Raw genomic sequence first — 25,546 nt, forward strand, 5'->3', positions numbered from 1 at the left:
GCCCCGGCGCAACCCGGGGCAGCATTAGCGCACGCGCGGGATCTGCGTCGTGGCATCATCGGCCTGCGGTGGCACAGATTGTTCTGGCTGCTCGGGCTGTGCAGCCTGCGAGCCGGCGCCCTTCTTGCGGAAGAATTGGACATAGACCAAAAGGCCAATTCCTAGCACCAGCGCGAATGCGCCGAGCCCAGCCAAGATGCCTGCCCAGAAGCTGCTCTTGGTCAGCGAGGCGGTATAGGCGGCATCGGCAAGCGCCTCATTGTTCTGGCCCTTGCCGCCCGCGGACGCGTTGGGTGCAGGCGCCGTACTCCGGTTCTCGGACTTAGTGCCCTTGGATTTGCTGTCCTTAGACTTGCTGCTCTTGGACTGCGGGGTGGACTTGCCCGCGGATTTCTGGCCAGAACTTCCGCCGGACTTGGATTGCGAGGCCTTAGAACCGGAGCGAGAGCCGCTGCTTGACGATGATCCCTTCGATGAGCCCCCACCCGAATTGCGCGACGCAGCACCAGAGCCTGCCCCAGAACCGTGGGCCGATCCCTTGTTGGATCCGGAGTTTGACCCCGACTTAGAGCCTTGGGCGGATCCCTGCTTCGAACCAGATTTTTTCTCTGCGGCCTTTCCACCGGAGCCGCCGGATCCACCGGACTGGCCCTGCTTAGACGGCTTATCGCCAGATTTATCCTTGGAGTCTTTGTCCTTCTTTTTATCGCCCTCGAGGAATTTTTGGCCTTCCTTCAGAGTATTTTCCAGCTCCTTATCCAGGCCCGCGATGGCCTTATCTACTCCCTTAATGTCCTTGGCCAGCTGATCTGGGCGGGAAGTTCCGCCCGAAGGAACGCTCCCTTCGGCATCATCGGACTCGTCGTAGTCCACGCCGCACAGCTCTGCTGGATCCGCGTCATCGCCCACGAGGAATCCGGCGTGCAGGTGGTGGCGGGAGCCATCGGGAAGCTCAAAGGTAAAGCTCACGGCGTAGGTGCCTGGCTTGGTAAAAGCGAAGGCAGGGTGGGAGTGGGACCTGCCCGGATAATTCCAAGCGGTGCCGTCCTCGGTGTCCATACGGATCTTGAGATCGCCGATGCCCTCATTCTGGAAGGCCACGATGCGCCCATCCTCGGGACCAGACGCGATGGCCATGCTTAGGGTCGCGGTCTGCTTCGAGCCGAGGTATTCCTCCGAGAGTTCCTGGGTATTAAAACCCAACCACGGAACGTCTTTAATCTGGGTTTGCGGGAGCACCCATCCCTCGTCGGGCAGGGAAGGGATCTTGAGATCAGAAATACGCTGCTTGTTCTTCTCCGCTACCTCTACCGCGAATTCTTCGGACTGGTATTCCTTTTCTTTTTGGTCGTCTTTGACCACAAAGCTGATATCCCCGCCTTCATCCTTGAGCGCCATGTCTTGGTGGCCTTCGGTGATGCGGATAAAGTCCTCGGCGCTGCAGGTCTCTGCGGCATGCGCGGTGGCCATAACGGAAGAGGGTAGACCCACACCGGCGAGGGTTCCCACGCTGAGGAATCCGGCGGTGCCTAGAGCAAGAGCGGTACGGCACAAAGGTTTCATGATTCGATGGTTTCCTTTCGTGGGGTGTTCTCGGAAGCGTTAGCTGGCACGCGAGGAGAAGAGTGGCCCGGTTTGCGGCGAGAGCGCAGGAAGGGATGCAGGGCCCAGACAATGAGGAAGAGGACCGTGAGCGTTAACACGATGGTCGCGCCCGCGGGAAGATCGATGGCCCACGCCAAATAGATGCCGAAGAAGCTGCACACTGCGCCGATGATGGCCGAGAGGAACATCATCGTGGTGAGGTTGGCCGTCAGCAGGCGCGCCGTGGCGGCCGGGGTAATCAGCAGGGCGAGGACCAAAATATTGCCAATGGTGCTTACGGAAATGACCACCGCGGCGGTCACGCACAGATAAAGAATGATATCCAGGGCAAAGACCGGCAGGCCCATGGCGCGGGCGGTCTCTCGGTCCAAACACGTGGCATTGAGTTGCGGGCCAAAGGCCACGACCACGGCTAGGACCACGAGGCAAACGCTCGCGGCGACGGTAATATCTGTGCGCGAAACGCCGGTGAGCGATCCGAAAAGGAAGCTGGTCAGCGAGGCGCTATAGCCATCCGTGCGCGAGATGATTACCATGCCCAAGGCAAAGGCGGCGGCGAAAAAGATGCCGATGATGGAATCGGCGCGCACGTGGTTGCGTTGCGAAAACGCGGCGATGAGTACCGCGACGACCGCGCCGGCAACCGCCCCGCCCAAGAGGACTGAGGTCTGCAGCGCAAAGGCGATGGCCAGGCCTGGGAACACGGCGTGCGAGACGGCATCGCCAATAAAGGCCATTCCGCGCAGCACCACATAGCAGCCGATGACCCCGCACACGATGGCGGCGATGAGCGAAATGCCCACCGCCCGGGCGAGGAAATCGAGGTGGGGATTGGTTAAATCCCGCAGGAAATCGATAAATGAGATATCAATCATGCAGCCACTCCAATCGCAGCGAGCAACGGGGACGAGGCACTGACGCCAAACGCGCGGGTCCACGGATCCTTGTCGGCCAAAAGCTCATCGGCGGGGCCATCTGCGATAACCGTGCGATTAAATAGCACCAGGCGCTTGCACGTGTGCGCCGCCTCAGACAGGTTATGGGTAGACATCACGATGGATTTTCCTTGCTCCGCAAGCTCGGCGAAAAGCTCCAAAAGCGCCTCGGTATTCGGGGCGTCGAGCCCGGTGAAAGGTTCATCGAGCAGCAAGACCTCTGGCTGGATGGCGAGGGCGCGGGCGATCAGTACGCGCTGGCGCTGGCCACCGGAAAGCTCCTCGATGGGACGGGAGGCAAATTCCTCCATATGCACCAAGCGCAGCGCTTCTGCAGCGGCGGCATGATCCTTTTTCCTCGGGCGCTTGAACCACCCGATGAGCCCGGTACGCCCGCTGAGCACGGTGCGGTACACGTTGATGGGAAAACCCCATTCCACCTCGTGGCGCTGGGGAACATAGCCCACAGAGCCGGTGACGGTGCACGTGCCAGAGGAGGGGATGAGGCCCAAAATAGAGCGCATCAGCGTGGTCTTACCAGCACCGTTGGGGCCTAGAAGCCCAATGAATTCACCGGTACCTACCTCGAGGTTGGCGTCCTCAATCACGGTGCGGCCAGATAGGGCTACCTGCAATCCGCGCACCTGAATGCACGGCTTAGACATGGCCATCGCCTCGCTTGCGGGATTTCGCGAACACGGCAACACCGGCGATTAGTACGATGATTCCGCCGCCGACCAAAACATAAACCCATACCGGCAGGGAAGAATCCTCGGTCGTGGCGTCTGCCGGGTTCCACTCCGCATCCTGGGCGGCCTGGATGTCTGCGCCATCGCCCACGGCGAAGGTCAGCACGCCGTCGGTACTAAACTCCTCGCCGTTTGTGGTCTCGCCCTTGATCCGGATGCCCACCTGGTGGGTGCCCGGCTCCGTAAAAGTCCAGTTGGCGTGGGTGTGCGTATTGAGGTCTACCCAGAACTCAGACTCGCCTTTTTCTGCCGTAGACCACAGTAGCTGGGGTGCCTCAAAGCCGCCGTTTTGCAAAAAGAGGGAAAAATCTCCTGGTCCGGAGTGGCCGAGGAATTCCATGGTGACGCCGCGATCGGCGTTATCGACAAGCGAAGGCGCCTGGGTATTCCAGCCCAACCACGGAACGCCGACCTGCTCAGTCTGCGGGACAACCCACACATCCTCGCCGGATTGGGCGCCGACGAAGCTGAAATCATCGGTATCCGGCAGCGTTTGCTGGGCCGCATCGCCCACCGAGAACACCAGGTCATCAAGGTGGCGCCAGACCGGGGAGTCACCCGCATCATCGCGGGCCAATAGCTCGGCATCGGAGCCGCTTAGCAGCGTGCCGATATCAACGTGGCCCGCATCGATGACCTTTTCTTCGCCCTCTGGCGCCACGGTTTCATCCGCGCCAACCACCTGCGCGAGGTCGCCGGCCCAAGCGGGCGTTGTGGATACGGCCAAGCCGGCGGTGACGATGCAGGCTGCCGTGCGAGTGGCCGCGCGGGTAACGGTTCGAGAGGCAAGGTTAAGCATGGTTATCTCCATTCGAAGGATGTAGGCAACGCTGCAGCGAGTCAGCATTGAATTTCATGAGATCGATATAAGTAGGCACGGCATCATCAAGCGTGTCGCCGTAAATGGGGCACAGCTCCACGTTTTGCTGCGTGGCGGCCTCTTTCAGCGTGCTGGCGCTGGCCTGTTCCACCGGCTCCACAAAGACGGCGGGAAGGTGCAGGTTCTCCAGCGTCCGGCGCAGGGCAATGACCTCCCGTGGCGAAGGCTCAATGGCGGGATTGGGGGTCACGAATCCTGCCACCGAAAGGCCGTAGCCTTGCTCTAAGTAGGCATAGCCGTGGTGGGTGGTGACCAAGTGCCGGTTGCTCTGCGGGATGGAAGAGATTGCGCGGTCCACATACTCGTCCAGCTCGCGCAGTTCCGCGATATAGGACTCAGCACGGGCGCGGTAATCGGCGCCATGGGACGGATCCGCATTCGCCATTTCTTCAGCGATGACATCGACATAAGCAATGGCATTGTCCACGTTGTGCCACAAATGCGGGTCCACTTCGCCGTGGATATGTTTGCCCAATACAGCCTGGGGGAGCAGGTACGTATCCGCACCGGGCGTGCCCAAGAAGCGATAGGCGGGGTCCGGCGGAATGGGCTGCAAAACCGAGGAGGGGACCGCTACCGCGGTAAGCGCGGGATCAAAATGCTGGTCTTGATCGCGTAGATCAATAGATCCCTTAGCCACATCAGCGGCAATATCCACGTGGCCGGAATCAATGACATCCATATCTGCCGGCGGGTTCACGCCCACCGCGACGGTGAGGTGCTCTACCTCTGTGCCATCTGCCTGAAAGCCCAGCTTATAGATGCCCGGCTCCGAAAAACCCCACGAGACGTGCGTGTGAGCATTGGCCGGGAGGGTGACCGCGTCATCGCCGGCGTCGATGCCATCGGCGCTATTAAATAGCACCTCCGGCGTGCCGAAGGTGGAGACCACGTAGGCTGCGACATCGCCTGGCCCTTCGGCAGAGACCATGCGGAAATCCACGCCGGAGTTGCGCTGTTCGGCACCGCTAATGCGCAGGCCCAACCAGATGGCATCCAGGGAGACATCTTCAACCAGCGGTACGAGGGTCGCACCGCGGGTGGAGGCGGAGTCAGCGACCTCTACCACGGGCGCATCCGTGGACTCGTGCAAGGTATCTATCAGGGGTTGCGGTTCCAAGAGGTATCCATTGCTCAAGGCAAGATCCGCATTGGCCACGTTGCGCACTGTGCGCAGCGTCGGCTCAAAGGTGTGCGGGTCCTTTCCGCTTGGGATAAGGCCGGTGACCGAAGCATCCTCGCCTGCGACGTGGCGTGCCATATCCGCCAAAATGGGCGTCGTGGCCACCACGCTGAAGCGATCCGAGGTATCCACCGCTGCCGAGGTCGTGCAGCCTGCCGCAAGGAGGGAGACGCTAAAGAGCGCCCCGACGGCCTGCAGCCCGCGCGGTACGAAACGGTAGTGGGGCACTGGCATTAATTCTTTGCCCTCGCGACAGCTAGGCGTGCAATACCCAGGCCAAGGAACAGCATGCCCAAGCCGAGCACGCCGATCCCGAGCGGCATGGTGGGGGTCCCAGTATTGGCAAGAGCCGCGTTGCCGCCCTTACCGGATGCGTTCGCACCGGAACCGGCTTCCTGGCCAGCGCCGGAGCCATTAGAGCCCGCGCCGGCTGCGGCGCCAACACCACAGTCACCGCCATCCGGGTTCACTTCCGCACCCAGGTCAAAGTGGCCATTATCGAAGGAGCCCTCTGGCCTGCCACCGCCGACGACAAAGTGCAGCGTTGCTTGGCCTGCCACCTGCTTGCCGGCGGAGGTTTGCGCCACCTGGCGAATGGTGACGTCGTAGGTGCCCTGCTTTTCGAAGACCCAGTTAGGGTGCACGTGGGTATTGGGCGCGATATTGTAGCTGCCTTCAACGGCGCCGTTGGCACCGCGGAACCATTCATCGCCGACGATCTTGCCCAGGCCACCCTGGCTGTAGACCATCATGGCACCAGGGCCTTTCATGTCTACGAGTTCCCAGGTAACGTCGCCCGGAATGTGCTCGCGCATGGAGGGGCTCTGGGTATTCGCACCAAGCCACGGCACGCCATCGACCTGCGTAGAACCGATCATCCACGCCTGGCCGGCCGAAACGGGTCCAACATCTTCTGGCAGCTCGACGCCGGAATTATCGGAGAGGTAGAAAGTCGCGCCATCGGCATCGCGCCACTGCGGTGGCGAGACCGTATCGTCTTTAATCTTCGGGATAATACCCGGACGGCACTCTGGGTCCGTGGACTGTCCGCCGCTTGCAGCTTTGCCGCCTTGGCCACCCTCGGAATTGCTGTGTCCAGCGTTATTGCCGGAGTTATCTGCATCGCCAGAACCGCCCGCAGAACGGTGACCGGAGACTGCCTCTCCGCCTTCGCCCACCTGCCAGGTATAGGTCACCGCGTTACTGGTTTGGCCATTGGAGGAGGCCTGAACGGTCATCTCATAGGTACCGGCCTCACTAAAGGCCCAGTTAACGTGGCGGTGTGCAGGACTCGGCTGGTTAATAACCTCGCCGCTGGTCAGCTCCATCGAACCAGAATTGGTCACGGCACCGACGTTGCCAAACCCAGTGGTTTCAAAGACATAGACCGAGCCCGGCCCGGAGATATTGGTGAACTCGAAGTCAATGTTGGTGAATCCGCCATCGCGTGCCGGCTGCGTATCCCAGCCTGGCCAGATGATATTCGGGTCCTGGGTCTGGGGCAGGAAGTAGGTTGACTGACCAATCTCGGGAACAGCCTCGGTGGCATCGGACCATGCCGATTCCACGACCTGGAGCAGCACGTCATCGCCGGGGCGCTGGACGTGCGAACCGGTGACGTCTTCCTGCATGGATAGGTGCAGCTGGCCATCCGGTGCGGTGACGTAGAACGCATCGATATGGCCGGAGTCAAAGACGTCCTCGAAGGCCAAGGCTGGCGTGGCCGGAACGAAAAACGCGATGAGGGCGGTAATCACCGCCGCGAAAATGCGGCTGCCAGGCCGGTGGGCTCTGGTGCGCGAAGTGGTGTTGGTATCCATGGTTGAAATTCCTTTAAAGCGCCTGGGGTGGGGTTCCCATTAGCTGCGGATTAGTTATTAGATGCGCCAGCCAAAGCGCTCACGAATGAGATCTTGGTTGTCGCGGAAGAAGTTGTAGAAGGCCTTGAAGGTGATGCCAAGGACCGCCGGCAAGACCAAGGCCCAAGGATTAAACGAGTTGCTTGCAGGAGCAGACGGCTTGGACGGCTCAGAAGGCTTCGATGGCTTGGAAGGTTTCGAGGGCTTGGATGGCTTTGCCGAGTCCGAAGGCTTGTCGGACGGCTTCTCGGAAGGCTTATCCGATGGGGCATCGGATGGCGCATGCGTAGAACAAGACTTCACCGCGTCATCACCAATGGCAAAGGTCAACGTCTGTGGCTCGGATGCAAGTTCTTTGCCATCGGTGGTAGTTGCCGTATAGGTTGCCTCGAACGTGTAGATTCCTGGCTTGGTAAAAGCCCAATGGGTATGCCTATGCGATGCGAAAGTGGTCTCGATCGTGTGGTCGTTTTCCGCAGAATTGGCAAGGATGTCATATCCGACACCCCTGGCCTTATCGATATATGCGCCCCATTCAGCGCCCTCTGGCGTGTGCTTGGGCTTGAGGTTCAAATTGACTTTGCCATCTTTCATCTTGGAGTAGTCCAATTTTTCGGTGTTATACCCCGGCCAGATGATGGCTTGGTTCTGCGTTTGTGGCAGGTGGTAGAAGCGGTCACCGATATTGCCAAGGAAGTCGAATTTCTTATCACCCAGCTGCTGGCCGCGAGGAGTAAGCGCGTTATTGTGCACGCCAAGCACTACGTCATCCAGCGAGCGGTCTACCGAGTTCTTATCAATTTGTCCTGTGTCATCACGAAGGACGGTGCGGAAGCCATCGTCAGTAGGAAGCGCCTTGATATCGACGTGCCCACGGTCAAGTACCTGCTTTTCGCTGCAGCGCTGAGCTTCCTCGTCCTGTGGCGGTTGAGATGGGGCGGGCGTATCGCCGGGCGCAGGCGTATCGCTGGGCGCGGGTGAATCGCCAGCCCCAGGCTTTTCGCCTGGGGTCGCGGAACTTTCATCTGCGCTGGTAGAAAGCTCGCCTGTCGCTTCGTAGTTTTCACCGAATTCGAAGGGCTCGGCTAGCACCGTACTGCCGTGGCCGACCTTGACGGTGGAGTGCGGGAAGACGTTTACTTTGGCAATCGTGTTCTCAAAGTATTTACTGTTGGTAATAGTAGCTTCTCCGTGCCCCTTGGTAATCGGAGCTTCCACCGGGCCATCGGGTTTTTCGAGGTCCTTGCGGTTGTAAAGGCCACCTGTCATTACGCCGCTGAAGTTTTTATCATCCATGTCGATGATAATTTTGGTTCCTTCTTCACCCTGTTTGCGCATCCGCACCGTATAGCCGGTTTCTTGCAGCGTTACCTCTTCGGTAGGAGCCAGCTGGCGCGGATTCTCGGTTTCTTCCCACTTCTCTTCGGTAGTGGAAGAATCAGTGTGGACGGGAGAGCCGGGGGTAAATTTCACCTGCTGCGAGATCCAGCGCGGGGCATCGCCTTCTGGGGTAAAGACGGCCTGGATATTAGAGGATTCTGGGCCCATGTACTCATCCCAGTCGGCGTGGCCGTCGGTGACGGGCAGATCGGTGAGGAAGTAGCCATCGATAAGCAGTGTAAGCGTGCCGGATGCCTTGTTTTTTGCATCGAAGGAAATGGTGGTGAGCTTATCATCACCGTCGTTCTCCAAGTTCTGCTTCTTATCCATTTTCAGGCTGTAGCCAGCAGAGGCCGCATCACCGGAGGAGGAGTTCTCGAAACGTTCCTTGAGGCTGGGGGTCTTCTCGTCCTTTGGCTTTTGACCACCCACTTGGTAGCTGGTGGTCTGCGGCTCACTGGCCACGAGTTGCCCATCCGCCGTGCGCGCGGTGGTGCGAAAGGTCAAGCGATAACGGCCGGGCTTGGTAAAGAGCGTGGCGTTATGGGTATGGGTACCGGCGTTGAGATACGTAGAGTGCGGCGAGCCTTGGAAGGAGCCCAGCATGCGATGGAGCTCGGCGCCGTCCTTATCGTCCTTATTGGTAAAAAGCTCCACGTCACCTGGGCCATCCACGCTTAAAAGATCGAGAAAGGCGATGTTATCGCGGAAACCTTTCACAGGAAGCCCAGTGTCTGCACCGAAACCGATCCAGATGGGCTCTTGGTTGGCGGAGGCTTGGTACGGGGCAGTGTAGTACGTGGTGCCTGGGTCGCCGATGTAATCCTGCGTACCGTTTTGGGGCAGGGAATACATAAAGTTCTGGTGGCGCTTACCGTCTTCGTCTTCGCGGGAATAGCCTTTGCCTACCCAGGCAACGGTGTCATCGATAAGCGGGGTTTGACCGGAAAATTCGGATTTCAGCAGGAAGTTGTCGTTTTCCCAAAAGCTCTTGGGGGAGTCGACGTGGGTTTGGGTCGCGATGTTTTTGCCATCGTCTGGACCGGCGTAGGCGGTAGCCGGGGTAATCAGCGCGATTGTGCTGAGCGCGGCCATGAAGCGGATACGAGGAGAAGCCACCAGCGCGTTACCTTTCTGCAGTTGTCAGTAGTTCACTCCGAAACTATAGAAAATGATTCCTATTACTAGATAATCAACTGAAACCGGTTCCCGTTTACCTGTGGGTTTATAATGAATACCGTTATCGTCTACCCCCTTTTGTGTGTGTCCATATAGATGGGTGCACACTTTTAGGTATGTGAGTGAGGTGCTGGTTTGGGCTGGTGCGGACTGTGTCCCGCGGCTCCACTACGATGGTGGCCATGACTGAAGTTCGCGTTAGATTTTGCCCTTCTCCCACTGGTACCCCGCACGTTGGCATGGTGCGTACGGCCCTGTTCAACTGGGCCTATGCCCGCCACACCGGCGGAAAGTTGGTTTTCCGCATCGAAGATACCGATGCTGCCCGCGACTCGGAAGAGTCCTATCAGGCCATCATTGATTCCTTGACCTGGCTCGGATTGGGCTGGGACGAGGGCGTTAATGTAGGCGGCCCGCATGAACCGTACCGGCAGTCCCAGCGCATGGACATTTATAAAGATGTGCTCAAAAAGCTTATCGATGCCGGACATGTCTATCCCGCTTATTCCACCGCGGAAGAGGTAGAAGAGCGCCACCGGGCTGCAGGCCGTGACCCGAAGCTGGGGTACGACAACTACGACCGTGACCTTACTCGGGAACAGATTGACGCCTTTGAGGCGGAAGGCCGCAAGCCCGTCTGGCGCCTGCGCATGCCGGACAAGGATTGGTCCTGGACCGACCTTGTACGCGGTGAGATGTCCTTCAAGTCCGAAACGCAGCCTGACTATGTGGTGGCGCGCTCCAACGGCGCCCCGCTCTACACCCTGGTCAACCCAGTGGATGACGCGCTGATGCGGATTACCCACGTGCTACGCGGTGAGGACCTGCTCTCGTCCACCCCGCGCCAGCTGGCCATGTATGAGGTGCTGAAGGAAATTGGCATCGCGGAATTTACCCCAGAGTTTGGACACCTTCCCTTCGTGATGGGCGAGGGGAAGAAAAAGCTGTCCAAGCGCGACCCACAGTCCAACCTCTTCAACCACCGCGATAACGGCATCATCCCAGAGGGCATGCTCAACTACCTGTCGCTGTTGGGCTGGTCTTTGTCTGCGGATCAGGACATCTTCAGCATGGACGAGCTAATTGAGAACTTCGATGTCAATGATGTTCTGGGCAACCCTGCGCGCTTTGATCAGAAGAAGCTCGAGGCGATCAACGCCGATCACATTCGCCTGCTCGAACCCGAGGAATTTGCCTTCCGTCTGCGCAACTACCTAACGGAATACACCGACTTCCCGGCCGATTATGACGGCGAGAAATTCGCCTTCGCCGCGGACCTGGTGCAAACGCGCATTAAGACACTTGCCGATGCCTACGGGTTACTCAGCTTCCTTATCACCCCCGATGCTGAGCTCACCCTGGATGAAAAGGCGGCCAAGAAGAACCTGAAGGAGGACGCCGTCCAGCCGCTTGAGGTGGGCATTGACACCCTTGAAGCGGTAGAGGAGTGGAAGACCGACGCTATCGAGGCAGCGCTGTCCAAGGCGCTCATCGAGGATCTAGAGCTTAAGCCGCGCAAGGCCTACGGCGCGCTGCGTGTAGCCATCTCCGGCGCTCAGGTGTCGCCGCCGCTCTTTGAGTCCATGGAGCTTCTGGGTAAGGAGTCCACCTTGGCGCGCCTGCGCGCTGCCCGCGAGGCAACTCCGTACGTTCCGGCCGCCGAGTAATACCGGAACCGTCCGAAGCCTGACGGAGAAAGCCCACTAAAGCGGCGGATGAACATCGAACTTACACAGATGTCATCCGCCGCTTTATTTTATCTCTAAGAAAACGCCTAAAAATGCCGGTTGTGCTGGCGATTTGGCGCATTGGGCAACGATCATTATAGTTATAACACGTTGCAGCGAGCAAGGGGGCGCAGCCGGTAACGGTGCGGTTCCAAGCGAGTGAGCAAATGGCCTATGGTGTAATTGGCAACACAGCGGTTTCTGGTACCGCCATTCTAGGTTCGAGTCCTGGTAGGCCAGCAGTGAAAATGCTTTTAAAGCAGGCTCACTAGTTCTATGCCCCGTTCGTCTAGAGGCCTAGGACGCCGGCCTCTCACGCCGGTAACACGGGTTCGAATCCCGTACGGGGTACAAATAAAATGATTCCTCCAACCATTGTGGCTGGAGGAATTTTTCGTATGTGCGCTTGCGGCTTAATCGGGACCAAAGTGGGTCTTAACTGGGGGATTTACTGGTGCGAATTTCCTTACTATCTGCTGATTTGTATTGTGTTTACCCATCGTTTACTGTTTAACGAGTCCGCAGCAAGCAAGCTTTAAGCAATACAGCTTTTGATTTGCCTGCTACGCGCGAACGAGCCCCGTTCGTCTAGCGGCCTAGGACGCCGGCCTCTCACGCCGGTAACACGGGTTCAAATCCCGTACGGGGTACATATTAATGGCTGCGAGCTTCACCGCCCGCAGCCTTTTCTTTTGCCATTTGCTGCCTAAATGGTCTAAACGACAAAGTGCGTTGTTTGTGGCGTGTCGGGATAGACTACTTTTTGTGGTGGGATCTGACCCTGTTTGGTGGACACCTGATATCCGGCCCAGTCGGGCTGGAAAGAAAGGTAATCTACCACCATGTCCAGGTACTGAGAACAGTTCAAACGCGATGCCGTGGCCCTCTACGAAAACAATGAGGACCTCTCACTGAACTCAGCATCAGCCGAGCTCGGTATCAACCGTGCCTCGCTGCATTCTTGGATCACCAAGTACGGCACCGGCAAACGTGCCCGCATAAAAGCCCCTGCAGGATAAAGCCCAAGCAGCGAATGATTCGTGAGACGGATCCGCCAGTTAGAAAAAGAAAACGCAAAACTGCGCGAAGAACGTGACATCCTGCGCAAGGCCGCTAAATATTTTGCTTAAAGCAACTCACTGGAGTTCTGCTTCCAGTTTGTCTATGACCACCGAACCGAATACTCGGCTCACACGGATGTGCCATGTGTTAAAGCTGAATCGTTCCTCATTTTACAAATGGGCCCAAACTCGTAAAAAGCGCAGGATAAGAGATGTATTCTGATGCCGTTATTGGTGCGAGGATCGCAACCATCTTTGATGATGAGCTTGGTCTTTATGGTGCTAAACGCATCGCTGCAAGCCTGAACGAGGACACGGCGTATACCCCGGTCAATCACAAGAAGGTCGCACGAATTATGAAAGCCATGGGGCTTAAAGGCTTTACAAAACGGCGTCGATGCATCACTACCAGGCGTAAGCCTGGCCACCGCGTCATGCCAGATTTACTAGGCCCGCTTATTCACAGCCAACGAGCCGAACCGCGTCTATGTCGGCGATATTACCTACCTGCCCTGTAAGGGTGGCAAGAACATGTATTTGGCCACAGTCATTGACACTTCATTCACGCAAACTTGCAGGGTATGCACTCGCAGACCACATGCGGGGCTCACTGGTCATCGATGCCCTAGCCCACGCACATGGTGTGCGTGGCAGTCTTGACGGGGCTGTATTCCATTCCGATCACGGCAGTGTGTACACCTCACAAGCCTTTAGGAACTATTGCTCGTCGTTGGGTGTGCGCCAATCCATGGGCGCGGTAGGAACGAGTGCTGATAGAAGCCCTAGCAGAATCGTTTAACGCCACGTTAAAGCGGGAAGTCTTGCGTGATAGGAAAGTTTTTGACAGTCCGATCTCCTGCCGCCGGGAAGTCTTCTGGTGGTGCATGCGCTATAACACGCGCCGGCGGTACTCCTGGTGCAATCTTGTAGCGCCGGATGTCTTTGAAGACGAGACTTCAGCTACACTGACTAAAGCAGCATAGCTAACCCCCGACGCGTCGACTTTCCGGAGGCAGGTCCCAGCCTAGGGGCACTTGAAAGTTAACGGCTTTAATTACATTAATCGTCACCGGAAAAGCCGAAAATATGAAGACGATTTAGACCGTCTAGATTACTGAACCCTCCGAAGTTTGGAATACATAATGGGCCACGAACTGCCACATCTGATTGCTAGAAATCACGGCTATAGGATTAAAAGGGTGACCGATCGACATCTGGCGGATTGGGCTGTTAGAGATGGTGAGTTAAACGGAGCCTTTGAAGCGGCGAAAGATTGGAGTGAAAACAATGTTGACTGATGCCGATGCTGCTAAGGGTATGTGGTTGGAGAGTGCTCGGATTAAGGGGTTTAGGTCTTGCGAGAAAACGGAGGTGGAATTTTGTCCCGATCTTACCCTTTTGGTCGGTGAAAACAACGCGGGTAAATCTAACATCATCGATGCGCTTCGCCTAGCAACGGCTCCACTGAGTGGAAGACGAACGAGGTTCTTCGAGATTGATGACCCTTCATTCGGAGCTGGGGTCAACCCAGACATCGAGCTTGTTTATACAGAAGGGGACGAATTCCAGCAGGCATTATTCATCGGAGCTTTGGACCTACAAAGCAAGAAGATTCACCATCATGTTCGCTATTTTTCACCGACAGATCGGTACCCGCGGGGTCGGACAGAACGCTTGGCAGGACTCGTTGCGTCACCCGATCCTGAATCGGAGGTGCGCTCGAAGATCAACCATGTGTACCTCGAGCCACTGCGTGATGCGAAGCGTGAGTTGGATTCTGCCAACGGGCGGCGCTTGGGGTCTGTCTTACGCTACTTGCTTGATGAGAAGGAGCGTGAGGAATTCCTGCAAAGTGCCCATACTGCCACCGAGCAGCTTTCCGGAAGTGGTGCAATCCAAGGGGTAAGTAAGAAGATTCAGGAACACCTTTCTTCTCTTACCGATGCTGTCCGAGGGCAACAGGTAGCGCTTGGCTTTGAGAAGCCTTCGCTCGATCATCTTGCACGAGGTTTGCGCCTCAAGATGGCGGAGAAAGGGATAGATGTAACTAATCTCGCATCGTCCGGATTGGGCTATGCCAACCTATTATTCATGTCGACAATTTTGCTTGAGCTGCAAGAGGCAAACCAATCAGAGCTCACCCTTCTCTTAGTGGAGGAGCCGGAAGCGCATTTACATCCGCAGCTCCAAGGTGTTCTGCTTGATTTCCTCCTCGAGCAAGCCGAAGAGTCCGTAAAATCGGCGAAAGAGGGACGTCCCGCAGGTCGAATTCAGGTTATCACGACGACTCATTCTCCCAACTTGGCCAGCTCGGTTGGTATCGAAAGGACTGTCGTTATTCGGTCAGCTAAACGCGATAATCGAAGGAGCTCAGTCGCGCTTGCGCTGAAGCAGATAGAATTCGCAAACGACAACGATCGTCGGAAAATCGATCAATACTTGGACGTGACTCGGTCTGATCTCCTGTTTACTCAGAGGGTTATCCTAGTCGAGGGAATTTCTGAGGCAGTGTTGCTCCCCGCGCTTGCTAGGCACTGCGTGTTCGATAGAAGCGACCCTGAACAGTTAAAACGGCTTCGCCGCTTCAACGCCACGCCGATCGTTAATCTTGGATCGGTTGACTTTCGCCCGTATCTGACACTGCTCTTGTATGACTTCGGCGAAGGGATGCATATCGCAGACAAGGTGGTTGTACTTACAGATGAAGACCCAACTCTTGAAGGTTCAGAGGCTAAGAGTTTTAACAGAGCCGAGGAACTCGAGAGCATTGCTACGAAGTTGAAGGCCGAAGACATCCTAACGGTGAAGACAACAGAATATACCTTGGAAGCCACCCTTTTAACCGGTGCGAGTGAGAACGCCCAACTCCTCAGGAAAGCATTCTTACAACAGCACCCGAAGTCACATTGCAAGTGGGATGCAATCCAAGATGCGCAAGAACCAGGCAGGGAGATGTACCGCAGACTTCAATCCAAGAAGGGCGCCGATGGCTTGGATATAAGTAAGGGGCAGTTTGCTCATGACATCGCTCTCGCTATCGCTGAGCCTGGAGTGGTTTTCAAATGTCCAACTCAGCTCAAAGAAACGATCGAGGCAGCAGCTGAAGACTGAGGATGAAGTATGAGTCTCGAGTTCACATCGTCGCAAAAGTCGTTAATCGAGTCGGAGTCTGGCGGCTTCTTTGAGGCATGTCCGGGTGCAGGTAAGACGCAAACCATCGTTGAACGGTTTGCAAGGCGTGCTGACTCGGAAGACTCGCGGTGCGGTACCGCCTTGGTTACCTTTACTAACGCCGCTGCCGAGGAAGTACAGAGGAGATGCGCCCACAAACCCAAACTACTTCAAGCACCGAACTTCGTTGGTACTATCGATAGTTTTATCAATAGGTTTTTTGTTACGCCATTCTACAAAGCGGAATACGGCAAAGCTCCTAAGTTTTGGGATTCTTGGAGCAGTTTTGACTCGGCTGATGTGGTGATAAAAGGCCGGTGTCCAGTGCCTTTAGATCACTTTCAATTCGACAATGATCGGGCAAAGCTGCGGAAAAGACACATTCAAGGCTATTCACAGTCTCAAATTTGCGAGTTGGAGTCGCAGGCGTATACCAAATGGACGCAATTTGTTAGGTCAGGGCACCTCGATGCGGACACAGCGAGACTCTTGGCGAGAACAGAGATTGAAGAAAACAAGTACGGAATAGTAGAGCTACTAGCTAAACGATTTGAGGAGGTTATTGTCGACGAAGTTCAAGACTGCAACTCCGTCGATCTTCTGGTACTAAAGTCTCTGAGAGATGCGGGAATTCGTCTTATTTCTGTCGGAGACCTAGACCAGTCCATCTACGAGTTTAGAGGTACCTCGGCGCCAGAAGTTAGCAATTTCTTGCAGTCGACGGATCCTCAGCCCCGTATCGATACAAATTTTCGTAGCTCCCCGGCTATTTGCAAAGTCGTGAATAGTTTACGTGCGGGGTCGACCCGCGACACTTCAGGGGGAGAGGTCTCGACCTACGATGCTCCCGTTCATCTCATCGGTTACCAACATCTCTCGGAGATCGGACCATTGGTCGAGCGAGTGATTGATCAATACCCGGAATTGGAGAAACCGGTATTTCTGGCGCACAGCACAAATAATGCAGCCCTCGCTGCTGGTGGTCGTAGCAAAGGTAAGTCGTCAAAAAATAAAATTGTAGCGCTAGCGAAGGCATCCAGTCTGCTCTTGGACTCTTCTTCGACTTCGGCGAAAAGGACTAAAGCGCTCCGAGAAACCGGAATTTTGCTGCAGCGGCTGAATCCCGACAAGCAGCTGTCTACAGCTGAGGAAGAGGATTATCTTGAGAATCTCAGGCTGAGCAAGAGTTCGTACCATGAACTGTGTTTGAGGCTCGTTGTGACAGTAGGAAATCCTTCAGAGCAGTCCAGCAGCACGTACAGAAAGAAACTTATCCAGGCTGCAGAAGGAGTCGGGATTTCGCTCGATCGTGGCCGTATGAAGACACCAAAGGCCGATGTCTGGCCCTGGGTTGGTACACCGGCAGCCAAGCATCAATATGAGCATTCAACAGTTCACGGTTTCAAAGGGTTGGAGGCAAACTCAGTCGTCCTAGTCATTCCACACGACAGCCGGACGAGAGACACCATTCGTGACTGGAAAGAAGGAAAAGGCTCTGAAGCGAGAAGAGTCCTTTATGTAGGCGCATCGAGGGCTAAACGATTACTCATTCTTGCCGTGCACAAGAAACACAGAGAAGACGTGAAGCAAATCCTAGAGAGAGATGACGTTCCTCTTGCGGTGTCTGGGTAGTTTGCCGCCCATTTGCGTGAAGTGCCCCTAGTTTTGTTCCTAGGCATTTGCCTTGATTTCTATTATTACTTGCGGCGGGTTCTGCTTCCAAAAATCGGTCTCCACTTCGACCGGGGTGGTTGCGTCCACTGGTGTGGTGTATCTGTAACCCGTGGTAAGCCTCGTGCCGGCTCCGATGGTTGTAGATGACTCCCTTTGAACGGCCACGTTGCGGAAGCACGGTGGGCGAGGAAGGGGCATCGGAAAGCGTCTGCTTTAGCCGCAGCCCGCCCTTCGCGCTCACCGGCTCAGCGAGAACTGGAGCGGGGGTGCGCCACCGTGAGCGCAAAGGGAGGGGCATGGGCTCCACACCACTGCAAAAAGAACGCCCAGCGAGCCTCTCAGGCTGCACTGGGCGTTGTGTGTAGGTGTGTGGCTAGGCCATGACCTTCGTCTTCTTAATCGCCTTCTGGAGGCGCTTGTGATAGTTATCCATGGCGGGACGCAAGAACAGGCCGAGGATGAGCGCCGGGATGGCGAAGAGGAGGAGCATGCCGAGCTCGCGGAGGATATCGGCCTCATAAATGCCGGCGATGGCGCTGCGGAATGCGTCGATGCCGTAGGTGGCCGGCAGCCACGGGCTGACATTTTGGAACCACTCTGGAAGCAGCGGCAGGGGATAGGCGCCGCCGGAACCGGAGACTTGGATAACCAAGAGCAGCACCGCGAGGGCCTTGCCTGCGCTATCGAATGTGATAACCAGTGAATAGATTATCAACATAAACACCAGTGTGATTATCCACGAGGCAAAGAGCATCATGAATGGGTGCTCGGGCTCGATCTCCACGAAGAAAATAAGGCTGAGGACCACGAGGGTAGATTGGGCGATGCCGATGAGCCCGAAGGTGATGAAGCGGCCCAAGAAGACTTGGTTCCTGGTGAAGTGATCCTTCTTGTCGAGGTTTTCGTTCTTCTTCAAGTACTTGCGCTCGGCGTTGGTGTGTACCAGCACGCAGGCGAGCAGGGCGCCGACCCACAGCGAGAGCGTGAGGTAGAACGGCGTCATGCCAACACCGAAGGCGGCAACCTCGTAGATGGGCTGGCGGTCCACATTGACCGGTGAGGCGATGCGAGAGGCCAGTAGCTCGGGATCATCGCCGATGAGATCGGCGAGCTGGCTGAGATCGCCGCCGTCGCGGATCTCATCGATCTTTTGGCTGAGCTCACCAAAGCGGGCCGCCTGCTGCTGCAGGGTGCCGGATAGGCCGGCGGTCATATCGCGGGCGCGGACGAGGGCATCGTTGTCATTGGAGATGGTATTGCGGACGCCCGCGATATCGCGCTTGACCGCATCGATATCGTTGGCCACCGTGCCCACGCTATCTCCCAGGGCCGCTAGCTGCGGCTTGAGATTGGAGTTATAGGAGTTGCGGGCGTTTTCTACGGCCTGCTTGGCACTAGCGATCGCAGCTTGGGTTTGCTGCTTGGAGTCCTGGGACTTACCGCCATTTTCAATGTTATTGGCCGTTGAGGTCAAAGAATCGTGCAGCGCATTGCTTTGGGCGATGCTGGCATCGAGCTGCCCCATGACGGCCTTATATCCCGCCGCCACGGGGGCGGGAAGATTGACCTTATCGGCTTCTTTTTGGATGCTGTCCTTCACGCCTTGGAAAGCAGCGGTTTGCTGTCCCACGCGGTCCGCGGCAGTGCGGAAGGTCTGAGCGGTTTGCGCGGAGGTGGCGCTAGCGTTGTTGAGCAATTCCTCAATTTGCGCGGACAGTACCTCGTAGCTCTGCGTGGTCGCGGCAAGGGACGCATCCAAAGAGCCAGTGGACTCATCCAGCGTGGATTTGAGGATGTCGATGGGGGACTCGCCGTTGTCATTCGTGGTGCTGGAGGCCTGGTTTCCCGCCTCATTCAGGATGTTATTGGCAGCTCGGGTCAGTGGAATGGTGGAATCAACCAGATTACTTAGCGCCATGACCGTGCCTGAGGCCGCATCGAGGCGCGATTGCACCGTGTTGACGCGGTGGTGCACGTTATTGAGCGCAGCTTGGGTTTCACCCTCATCCAAGTACTGGTCCAATGAGGAAATGACACCAAGGCCCACATTGGACACGACGCGGGTGAAGGACTCGTCGATCTTTTCGATCACGCCGGTAGCGCTGCGCTGGGTAATCGTGGTCGACAGCGCATTCTTCTTCTCATTGGTATAGAGATTCAGCTTGCTCGGCTCAGTGCCTTCCACATAGAAGGTAAGAAGGTTGGCGCTGAAATCCTTGGGCAAGACGATGCCAGCGTAGTACTCACCGGACTTGGTACCTTCTACGGCATCCTCGCTATTGGTAAGCACCCAGTTAATCTCGTCGTTGCGGCTAAGTTGGGATAAAACCTCATCGCCCAAGTTGAGCTTGAGCGAAGCTAGATCGCTTTGGTGGCCCTCATCCTCACTGGCGACGGCGATTTTGAGCTGTTTGGTATTGGCAAACGGGTCCCAGCTGGCGAGCACGTTAAAGGTGGTAAAAAGCAGCGGGATAATGGCGAGGCCGAAAATGATGACGGCGGTCATTACGTTGCCACGGATGGCCTTGAGGTCATCGCGGAGAATGGTCAGGATGTTGTTCATGACTTATCTCCCTTTCCGGATTCTTCGCCGCCGTCGACGGGCTTATCTGTAGTATCGCCCTGCGATTGTGGGGTAGAAGATATTTCGGCGTGTTTATCCGATTGCACATCTTCTAGCCGATACTGATTGGGGTTTCGGCGTTGATGCTCAAGGTGCTGCTGGATTTCCTCATCGCTCAGATCCGCCAGGCGGTTGTCGTGCGCGATGCTTTGCTTCACGTATTCCAGCGAACAAATTGTCGCGACCGCAATGAGCGCCACGAGGCAGGCAATGCCGAAGATGACCGCCTTTTGATCCGGCATGAACCGGGAGCAAATAACGAGCACGGTAACCAAGGCCAAGCCAATGGCGATGGTCAGCTTCATCAACTGAGAATAATTCTTCCGCGCGGTCATCCACTTGGTATCCAAGCTCTTTTGATACCCCTCGCGGTCCGCGGAGGCATACAACAGATCGGTGAAGCGGTAGCGGCTGCCGATGAGGTGGACCTGCTCGTTGATGACGAGCCCGCCCTTGGCCAGCTCGTCATTGACCAGCATGGTGACGTTGGACAACCCGCGCCTTAAGAAGGTGCCCATGAGGTAGGCGATAGCCGCCATGCCGGTGAGCGCGGCGATATCGCGGATGTAATGGGTACCGTAGAACCCACCCACGGTCTCGCGCATGGCGTCGATGCCGTAGGTAAACGGCAAGAAGGGGTGAACGGCGCGGAAGAAGTCCGGCGTCATCTCGATGGGATACAGGCCCGATGCGCCGGGAATTTGGATGAAGGCGAGGACCACCGCGATACCGCGGCCCACGTGGCCAAATGTCGAGACCAAGCCATAGGTAATGCTGAGGTAGCACAGGCTGATGAATACGGAGGTAAGGACGTAAGCGGTGGCGCTGACATGCTCCACGCCAATGACCAAGTTACCGATGGACACGATTAGCGCCTGGGCAATGGCGAAAAAGCCGAGGAGCAAGAAGCGCGCGAAATAGGCCTTATTGATGGTCAGATCCCGGCGGCCCTGCGGGTCAACCTCGGCGCGGAAAATGATCAGGAGCATGAAGGCACCGATCCACAGCGTGAGGTTGATAAACAGCGAGGACATGCCGGAGCCGTAGTGGGTAACGGGGAAGACCGCGTGGCTTTCCATCTCTGCGGGCGAGGAGAGGAAGGAAGATACGTGGTCCGTATCAAGGCCATTGACGGACTTCAGCACGGTGTTATTAGTGGCCGTGTTGCTCAAGGCAATGACATCGGTCCGCGCGGAACGCAGGCCTTCCTCGACGCGATCCAGGTCGACCGAGAAGCGCTTTACCACTTCTTGGGCGTGGGTCAGCTGCTCGTCGACGCCCCCGAGAAGCCCGTCCGTTTGCCCAACCAGCGCCTTCTGGCTGTTAAGCGAGGCGGATAGGCGTCCGGCGGTAGCGGAGACATTAGAAAGCGCGGAATTGAGCTTAGGCAGGCCGTTGGCCACGTTATCGCGGAGTCCATGGGAATCATCGCGCGCTTGGGCGGCCATGGAATTGAGCAATTCTGAGGTCTTATTCAGCGAATCCAGGGTGGCATTGGTATCGCTATTGAGGGAATCAAGCTCACCTAGCACCGCGCGGTTTTGGTTATTGCGGTCGCGCAGCTCAGAGACCGACTGGTTGATCTGCTGGGATACCTCTGGGGGAAGGGCCGGCAGGGCAGCGACACCGGCCAATTGGTCGATGGCCTTATCGGCTTGACCGAGAATGCCCTGTGCGCCGTCGGTGGCGGCGTCGACGCGGTTAAGGGCGCCGTTTAACTTCCCTGTGACAGAACCGATATTGGCATTGGCGTTCGCGGTGCCATCGGCAAGCGCAGTCGTGCCTTGGATATAAGCGGCGGTGGCATCGTCAGCGAAGGAGGTTACTTCCTTTTGCACCTCGTCGGTCAAGGCGGTGACCTGGTTTAAGGCCTGCTGCGCGTCATCGATCGTGGTCTGCACGGAGCCCAGGGACTTGCGCGCCTGCGCGATGGTGGGGCGAGCATCGTCGATAGTGGCGGTGACATCTGTCAGGGAATTGCGGGAATTGGCCACGGTATCGGCGGTCTCTGAGAAGGAATTCGCGGTATTGCCCGCGGTGCTATTGATCTTATCGCTGAGATCGCCGCCGGAATTCCTCAACTCGGTGGCTACAGATTTCGCGACATTTTCATTAAACGTGGCGCTAATCGTGGTTTCGAGAGTAGAAGAACCGGAGTCAGTGACTTTGGGGGCAATGGCATTGATCTTCTCATTGACCTGATACTCCAAGGTGGGTTGAGAGTACGTGCCCTCGAAGAGGCTGACAAAGTCAGAAGAAAAATCCTCCGGGACGATGATGGAGGCAAAAACATCGCCGGATTTCACCGCGTGCTCGGCTTCGCCGCGGTCCATAAACTGCCAGCCGAGTTTGTCGTTGTTGTGCAGCTTTTCCATCATCTGCCCGCCGACGTCAATATCGCCGGTGAGATCTGACGAGGCACCCTTGTCCTCATTCACCACGGCTACCTTGAGGTGTTCGGTATTGCCATAGGGATCCCAAAAACCGGAGACGTTGACCCAAGAGTATAAGGCAGGGGTAATCATCAAACCGATGAGAATCACCCAGACTTGCGGCGTCCGCCACAGGCGGACGAAGTCTTGGAGAAAAAGCTTCCAACTAGTAATCACTCGAAAGACCGTAGCACCGAAACGGTGTTAACTAATAGTCAAGCAGGCAGATTCCGCGAAATTGATAGCTTGGTTACCTCTCAGTCACCGTGCTTTGCGCATCAATGCGGCTAGGGTTAATAAAAGGTTAATTCACGCTGGGCTAATGCGTAGAAAAGCACCGCGATAATCCATGCATCGAAGCGGTGGATTATCGCGGCGCTAGGGCACTGCGGGGCGCTTGGCGGCGAGGCTTAGTGCTCGTCGTAGTGATCGCCGTGAGCGGCGTGGCGGTGGCCGTCGTGGATGTAGTCAACGTGGTCACCGTGGGGGACGGCAACGTGGCCGCAGCCTTCGCCGTGGGTGTGCTCGCTGTGTGGCTCAGCCTCGACGTGCTCAGTGGTCTCGCACTCGTCCCAGTGGCCTTCGTGCTCGCGGTGGATGTGGCCATCGTGCACGAAGTCGGTGTGATCCTCGTGTGGGAAGGCAACGTGGCCGCAGCCTTCACCGTGGGTGTGCTCGTGTTCAGTGTGGGTAGCGTGAGTCATAGTCATGAATCCTTTCTTCGCTTTGTGGTTGGGGAGTGTCCTTCTCGTTTTCACTCTGTTTTCATTAAATCATTTTTTCAGTACGGTTTCAATAGCGCGCGGGAGATTTTCGATATTTTTTCATTAGACCGCGGAGGAGCGGGGTATGTGGAGGTAAAACATGACAAAACCCTGGGCCAGCGGGTGGCCCAGGGGTGGTGGTGAGGTGGTTGTAAAGCTAGAGCAGTTCCGAAAGCTCTCGGGCGGCGGAGGTAAGCAGGTGGGCGTACTTCTTGGCGGGTGAGGGGCGGAAGCGCTCGGCGGACCCGGAGATGGACAGTGCCGCGCGGAAAACGCCGGAAGAATCAAAGACGGGAGCGGAAATAGAAGCCAAGCCGGCCTCGCGCTCCTCGATGGATTCTGCATAGCCCTGGCGGCGGGCGGTTTCCACATCGGCAGCGCTGAATTGCGCGGCGTCTAGGGGAAAGTCCACATAGCCTGCGATAATGCGGGCTGCAGAGCCTGAGGTTAGCGGCAGCTGGCGGCCTACTGGGACCACGTTGTGTAGGCCGGACGTGGGTTCGCGGGTGGCAATGCAGGTGCGGGTGGTACCCGTGAACTCATAAAGCTGAATGGACTCGCCGGTGCGGTTGAGGAGTTGATCCATGATGGGGCCTGCAACTTCTAGGATGTGATCGCGGTTGCCGGGAAGTGCGGGGCCGGCCTTCCACTTTCCTTCAGGGGTGCGGACAAGGATGCGGTGTGCCTCCAGTGCGGTGGCTAGCCGGTGCGTCGTCGCCCGAGGTAGCCCCGTGGTTTCACACAATTCATTAAGGGTCGATGGATGGTTCGCGGCGGCCATCATGATGGCCATTGCACGATCTAGTACCTTAATGCCGGAAACTGCGCTATACTCTCCCATATAATGAAATCTACGTCCCAAATTATGAGATTTCAAGTGTGGAGTGATGTTTATGAACCAGAAGCTGACATTGGCTGAAAAAGTATGGCGCGACCACGTTATCCAAGAGGGCGACGTAGGTGCACCAGACCTTATCTATATTGACTTTCAACTTTTGCACGAAGTTACCAGCCCGCAAGCTTTTGATGGGCTGCGCCTGCAAGGTCGCACTATGCGGCACCCAGAATTGCACCTGGCCACCGAGGACCACAACGTGCCGACGCTGGGGATTAAATCCGGCAACCTTTTAGAGATTAAGGATGAGGTATCGCGGACCCAAGTTTCCACCTTGCGCAAGAACTGCGAAGAATTTGGCGTGCGGTTGCACGCGATGGGCGATGAGCAGCAAGGCATCGTGCACACCGTGGGCCCACAGCTGGGCATTACCCAGCCCGGCATGACGATTGTGTGCGGCGACTCGCATACCTCTACCCACGGTGCGTTCGGTTCCATCGCCATGGGCATTGGAACCTCAGAAGTAGAGCACGTCATGGCCACCCAGACGCTGTCCTTGAAGCCATTTAAGACGATGGCCATCGAAGTCACCGGGGAATTGCAGGAAGGCGTGTCCGCCAAGGACCTCATCCTTGCCATTATCGCCAAGATCGGCACCGGCGGCGGCCAAGGCTACATCATCGAATACCGCGGTGAAGCCATCCGGAAGATGTCCATGGAAGCCCGCATGACCATCTGCAATATGTCCATTGAAGCCGGCGCCCGTGCCGGTATGGTTGCGCCCGATGAGACGACGTTCGAGTACGTCAAGGGCCGCGAGTTCGCCCCTAAGGGAGCCGACTGGGATGCTGCGGTGGAGTACTGGAAGACGCTGCCTACTGACGATGGCGCCGAATTCGATCGCGTCGTAGAAATCGACGGCTCAGCACTGACACCGTTCGTGACCTGGGGAACGAACCCGGGCCAAGGCCTGCCGCTGGGCGAAACCGTACCGGATCCAGAAGACTTTGGCGATGACAATTCCAAGGCCACCGTGAAAAAGGCATTGGAGTACATGGACCTGCAACCAGGCACCCCACTGCGCGATATCAAGATCGACACCGTCTTCGTGGGATCGTGCACCAATGCGCGCATCGAGGACCTGCGCGCCGCCGCTGAGGTGGTCAAGGGCCGCACCATCGATTCCACTACGCGCATGATCGTGGTTCCTTCCTCCGCGGTGGTCAAGGCCGATGCGGAAAAGGAAGGCCTTGACCGGATTTTCCAAGACTTCGGCGCAGAGTGGCGCACGGCGGGATGCTCCATGTGTTTGGGCATGAACCCCGACCAACTGAAACCAGGTGAGCGCTCCGCATCCACGTCCAACCGCAACTTTGAAGGCCGGCAGGGCCCTGGCGGGCGAACCCACCTCGTTTCCCCACAGGTTGCTGCCGCTACCGCCGTCACCGGATACCTGTCCAGCCCGGCTGACCTGAAATAAGCACGCGAG

At 56.9% G+C, this 25,546-nt stretch carries 16 protein-coding genes, 3 tRNA genes and 1 pseudogene; 9 read left to right on the forward strand and 11 right to left on the reverse strand.

Annotated features, from left to right (window positions below; genetic code table 11):
* Positions 1-24 precede the first annotated feature (24 nt).
* Genes HMPREF1267_RS05810 through HMPREF1267_RS05840 form a run of 7 tightly spaced genes read right to left on the reverse strand, consistent with a single transcriptional unit; the run spans position 25 to position 9,710 of the window.
* The gene (locus HMPREF1267_RS05810; protein ID WP_023028718.1) at positions 25-1,563 is read right to left on the reverse strand and encodes a choice-of-anchor M domain-containing protein; all 1,539 of its coding nucleotides are present in this window, start codon (positions 1,561-1,563) and stop codon (positions 25-27) included.
* Positions 1,560-2,480: an anchored repeat-type ABC transporter permease subunit gene (locus HMPREF1267_RS05815; RefSeq protein WP_005280265.1), complete on the reverse strand. Its 921-nt coding sequence runs from the start codon at positions 2,478-2,480 to the stop codon at positions 1,560-1,562. Before HMPREF1267_RS05815 ends, HMPREF1267_RS05810 begins: the two co-directional genes overlap by 4 nt.
* Positions 2,477-3,211, reverse strand: coding sequence for an anchored repeat-type ABC transporter ATP-binding subunit (locus HMPREF1267_RS05820; protein WP_084539226.1), 735 nt, complete (start codon positions 3,209-3,211; stop codon positions 2,477-2,479). Before HMPREF1267_RS05820 ends, HMPREF1267_RS05815 begins: the two co-directional genes overlap by 4 nt.
* The gene (locus HMPREF1267_RS05825; protein ID WP_023028720.1) at positions 3,198-4,088 is read right to left on the reverse strand and encodes a choice-of-anchor M domain-containing protein; all 891 of its coding nucleotides are present in this window, start codon (positions 4,086-4,088) and stop codon (positions 3,198-3,200) included. The genes HMPREF1267_RS05820 and HMPREF1267_RS05825 overlap by 14 nt, the downstream gene beginning before the upstream one ends.
* A complete protein-coding gene (locus HMPREF1267_RS05830; protein WP_023028721.1) occupies positions 4,081-5,586 on the reverse strand; it encodes an anchored repeat ABC transporter, substrate-binding protein in 1,506 nt (501 codons plus the stop codon). Before HMPREF1267_RS05830 ends, HMPREF1267_RS05825 begins: the two co-directional genes overlap by 8 nt.
* Positions 5,586-7,172 carry a choice-of-anchor M domain-containing protein gene (locus tag HMPREF1267_RS05835; RefSeq protein WP_023028722.1) on the reverse strand — a complete coding sequence of 529 codons (1,587 nt, stop codon included), beginning with the start codon at positions 7,170-7,172 and terminating at the stop codon, positions 5,586-5,588. The genes HMPREF1267_RS05830 and HMPREF1267_RS05835 overlap by 1 nt, the downstream gene beginning before the upstream one ends.
* A 57-nt stretch (positions 7,173-7,229) precedes the next feature.
* On the reverse strand, positions 7,230-9,710 hold the full coding sequence (locus HMPREF1267_RS05840) for a choice-of-anchor M domain-containing protein (RefSeq protein WP_023028723.1): 2,481 nt from the start codon (positions 9,708-9,710) through the stop codon (positions 7,230-7,232).
* A gap of 233 nt (positions 9,711-9,943) precedes the next feature.
* Between HMPREF1267_RS05840 and gltX the strand changes: the two genes are divergently transcribed.
* From gltX to HMPREF1267_RS05870, 8 genes and pseudogenes are all read left to right on the forward strand, one after another.
* Positions 9,944-11,437: a glutamate--tRNA ligase gene (gene gltX, locus HMPREF1267_RS05845; RefSeq protein ID WP_084539232.1), complete on the forward strand. Its 1,494-nt coding sequence runs from the start codon at positions 9,944-9,946 to the stop codon at positions 11,435-11,437.
* Between the two features lie 228 nt (positions 11,438-11,665).
* Positions 11,666-11,737, forward strand: a tRNA-Gln gene (locus HMPREF1267_RS05850).
* A 38-nt stretch (positions 11,738-11,775) separates the two neighbouring features.
* Positions 11,776-11,848: transfer RNA gene (locus HMPREF1267_RS05855), tRNA-Glu, on the forward strand.
* Between the two features lie 226 nt (positions 11,849-12,074).
* Positions 12,075-12,147: transfer RNA gene (locus tag HMPREF1267_RS05860), tRNA-Glu, on the forward strand.
* A 228-nt stretch (positions 12,148-12,375) separates the two neighbouring features.
* A pseudogene (locus tag HMPREF1267_RS12670) lies at positions 12,376-13,541 on the forward strand (IS3 family transposase).
* A 147-nt stretch (positions 13,542-13,688) separates the two neighbouring features.
* On the forward strand, positions 13,689-13,856 hold the full coding sequence (locus HMPREF1267_RS13570; RefSeq protein ID WP_369707690.1) for a hypothetical protein: 168 nt from the start codon (positions 13,689-13,691) through the stop codon (positions 13,854-13,856).
* A complete protein-coding gene (locus tag HMPREF1267_RS05865) occupies positions 13,846-15,669 on the forward strand; it encodes an ATP-dependent endonuclease (protein ID WP_023028726.1) in 1,824 nt (607 codons plus the stop codon). The genes HMPREF1267_RS13570 and HMPREF1267_RS05865 overlap by 11 nt, the downstream gene beginning before the upstream one ends.
* A gap of 9 nt (positions 15,670-15,678) precedes the next feature.
* Positions 15,679-17,361 (forward strand): ATP-dependent helicase, encoded by a 1,683-nt coding sequence (locus tag HMPREF1267_RS05870; protein WP_023028727.1) that lies wholly within the window; start codon positions 15,679-15,681, stop codon positions 17,359-17,361.
* Positions 17,362-17,776: 415 nt separating this feature from the next.
* Here HMPREF1267_RS05870 and HMPREF1267_RS05875 read toward each other — a convergent pair whose 3' ends face one another.
* The 4 genes from HMPREF1267_RS05875 to HMPREF1267_RS05890 form a co-directional block, all read right to left on the reverse strand.
* A complete protein-coding gene (locus HMPREF1267_RS05875; protein WP_023028728.1) occupies positions 17,777-19,966 on the reverse strand; it encodes a YhgE/Pip domain-containing protein in 2,190 nt (729 codons plus the stop codon).
* Positions 19,963-22,635 (reverse strand): YhgE/Pip domain-containing protein, encoded by a 2,673-nt coding sequence (locus HMPREF1267_RS05880; RefSeq protein ID WP_023028729.1) that lies wholly within the window; start codon positions 22,633-22,635, stop codon positions 19,963-19,965. Before HMPREF1267_RS05880 ends, HMPREF1267_RS05875 begins: the two co-directional genes overlap by 4 nt.
* A 233-nt stretch (positions 22,636-22,868) precedes the next feature.
* Complete coding sequence (locus HMPREF1267_RS12675) at positions 22,869-23,162, reverse strand: hypothetical protein (RefSeq protein WP_005282583.1); 294 nt, start codon at positions 23,160-23,162, stop codon at positions 22,869-22,871.
* Between the two features lie 217 nt (positions 23,163-23,379).
* Positions 23,380-24,063 carry an IclR family transcriptional regulator gene (locus HMPREF1267_RS05890; RefSeq protein WP_005282586.1) on the reverse strand — a complete coding sequence of 228 codons (684 nt, stop codon included), beginning with the start codon at positions 24,061-24,063 and terminating at the stop codon, positions 23,380-23,382.
* A 52-nt stretch (positions 24,064-24,115) separates the two neighbouring features.
* Between HMPREF1267_RS05890 and leuC the strand changes: the two genes are divergently transcribed.
* Positions 24,116-25,537: a 3-isopropylmalate dehydratase large subunit gene (leuC, locus tag HMPREF1267_RS05895; protein ID WP_023028730.1), complete on the forward strand. Its 1,422-nt coding sequence runs from the start codon at positions 24,116-24,118 to the stop codon at positions 25,535-25,537.
* Positions 25,538-25,546 lie beyond the last annotated feature (9 nt).

This window comes from Corynebacterium sp. KPL1824, assembly GCF_000478095.1.
Classification (GTDB): Bacteria; Actinomycetota; Actinomycetes; order Mycobacteriales; family Mycobacteriaceae; genus Corynebacterium; species Corynebacterium accolens.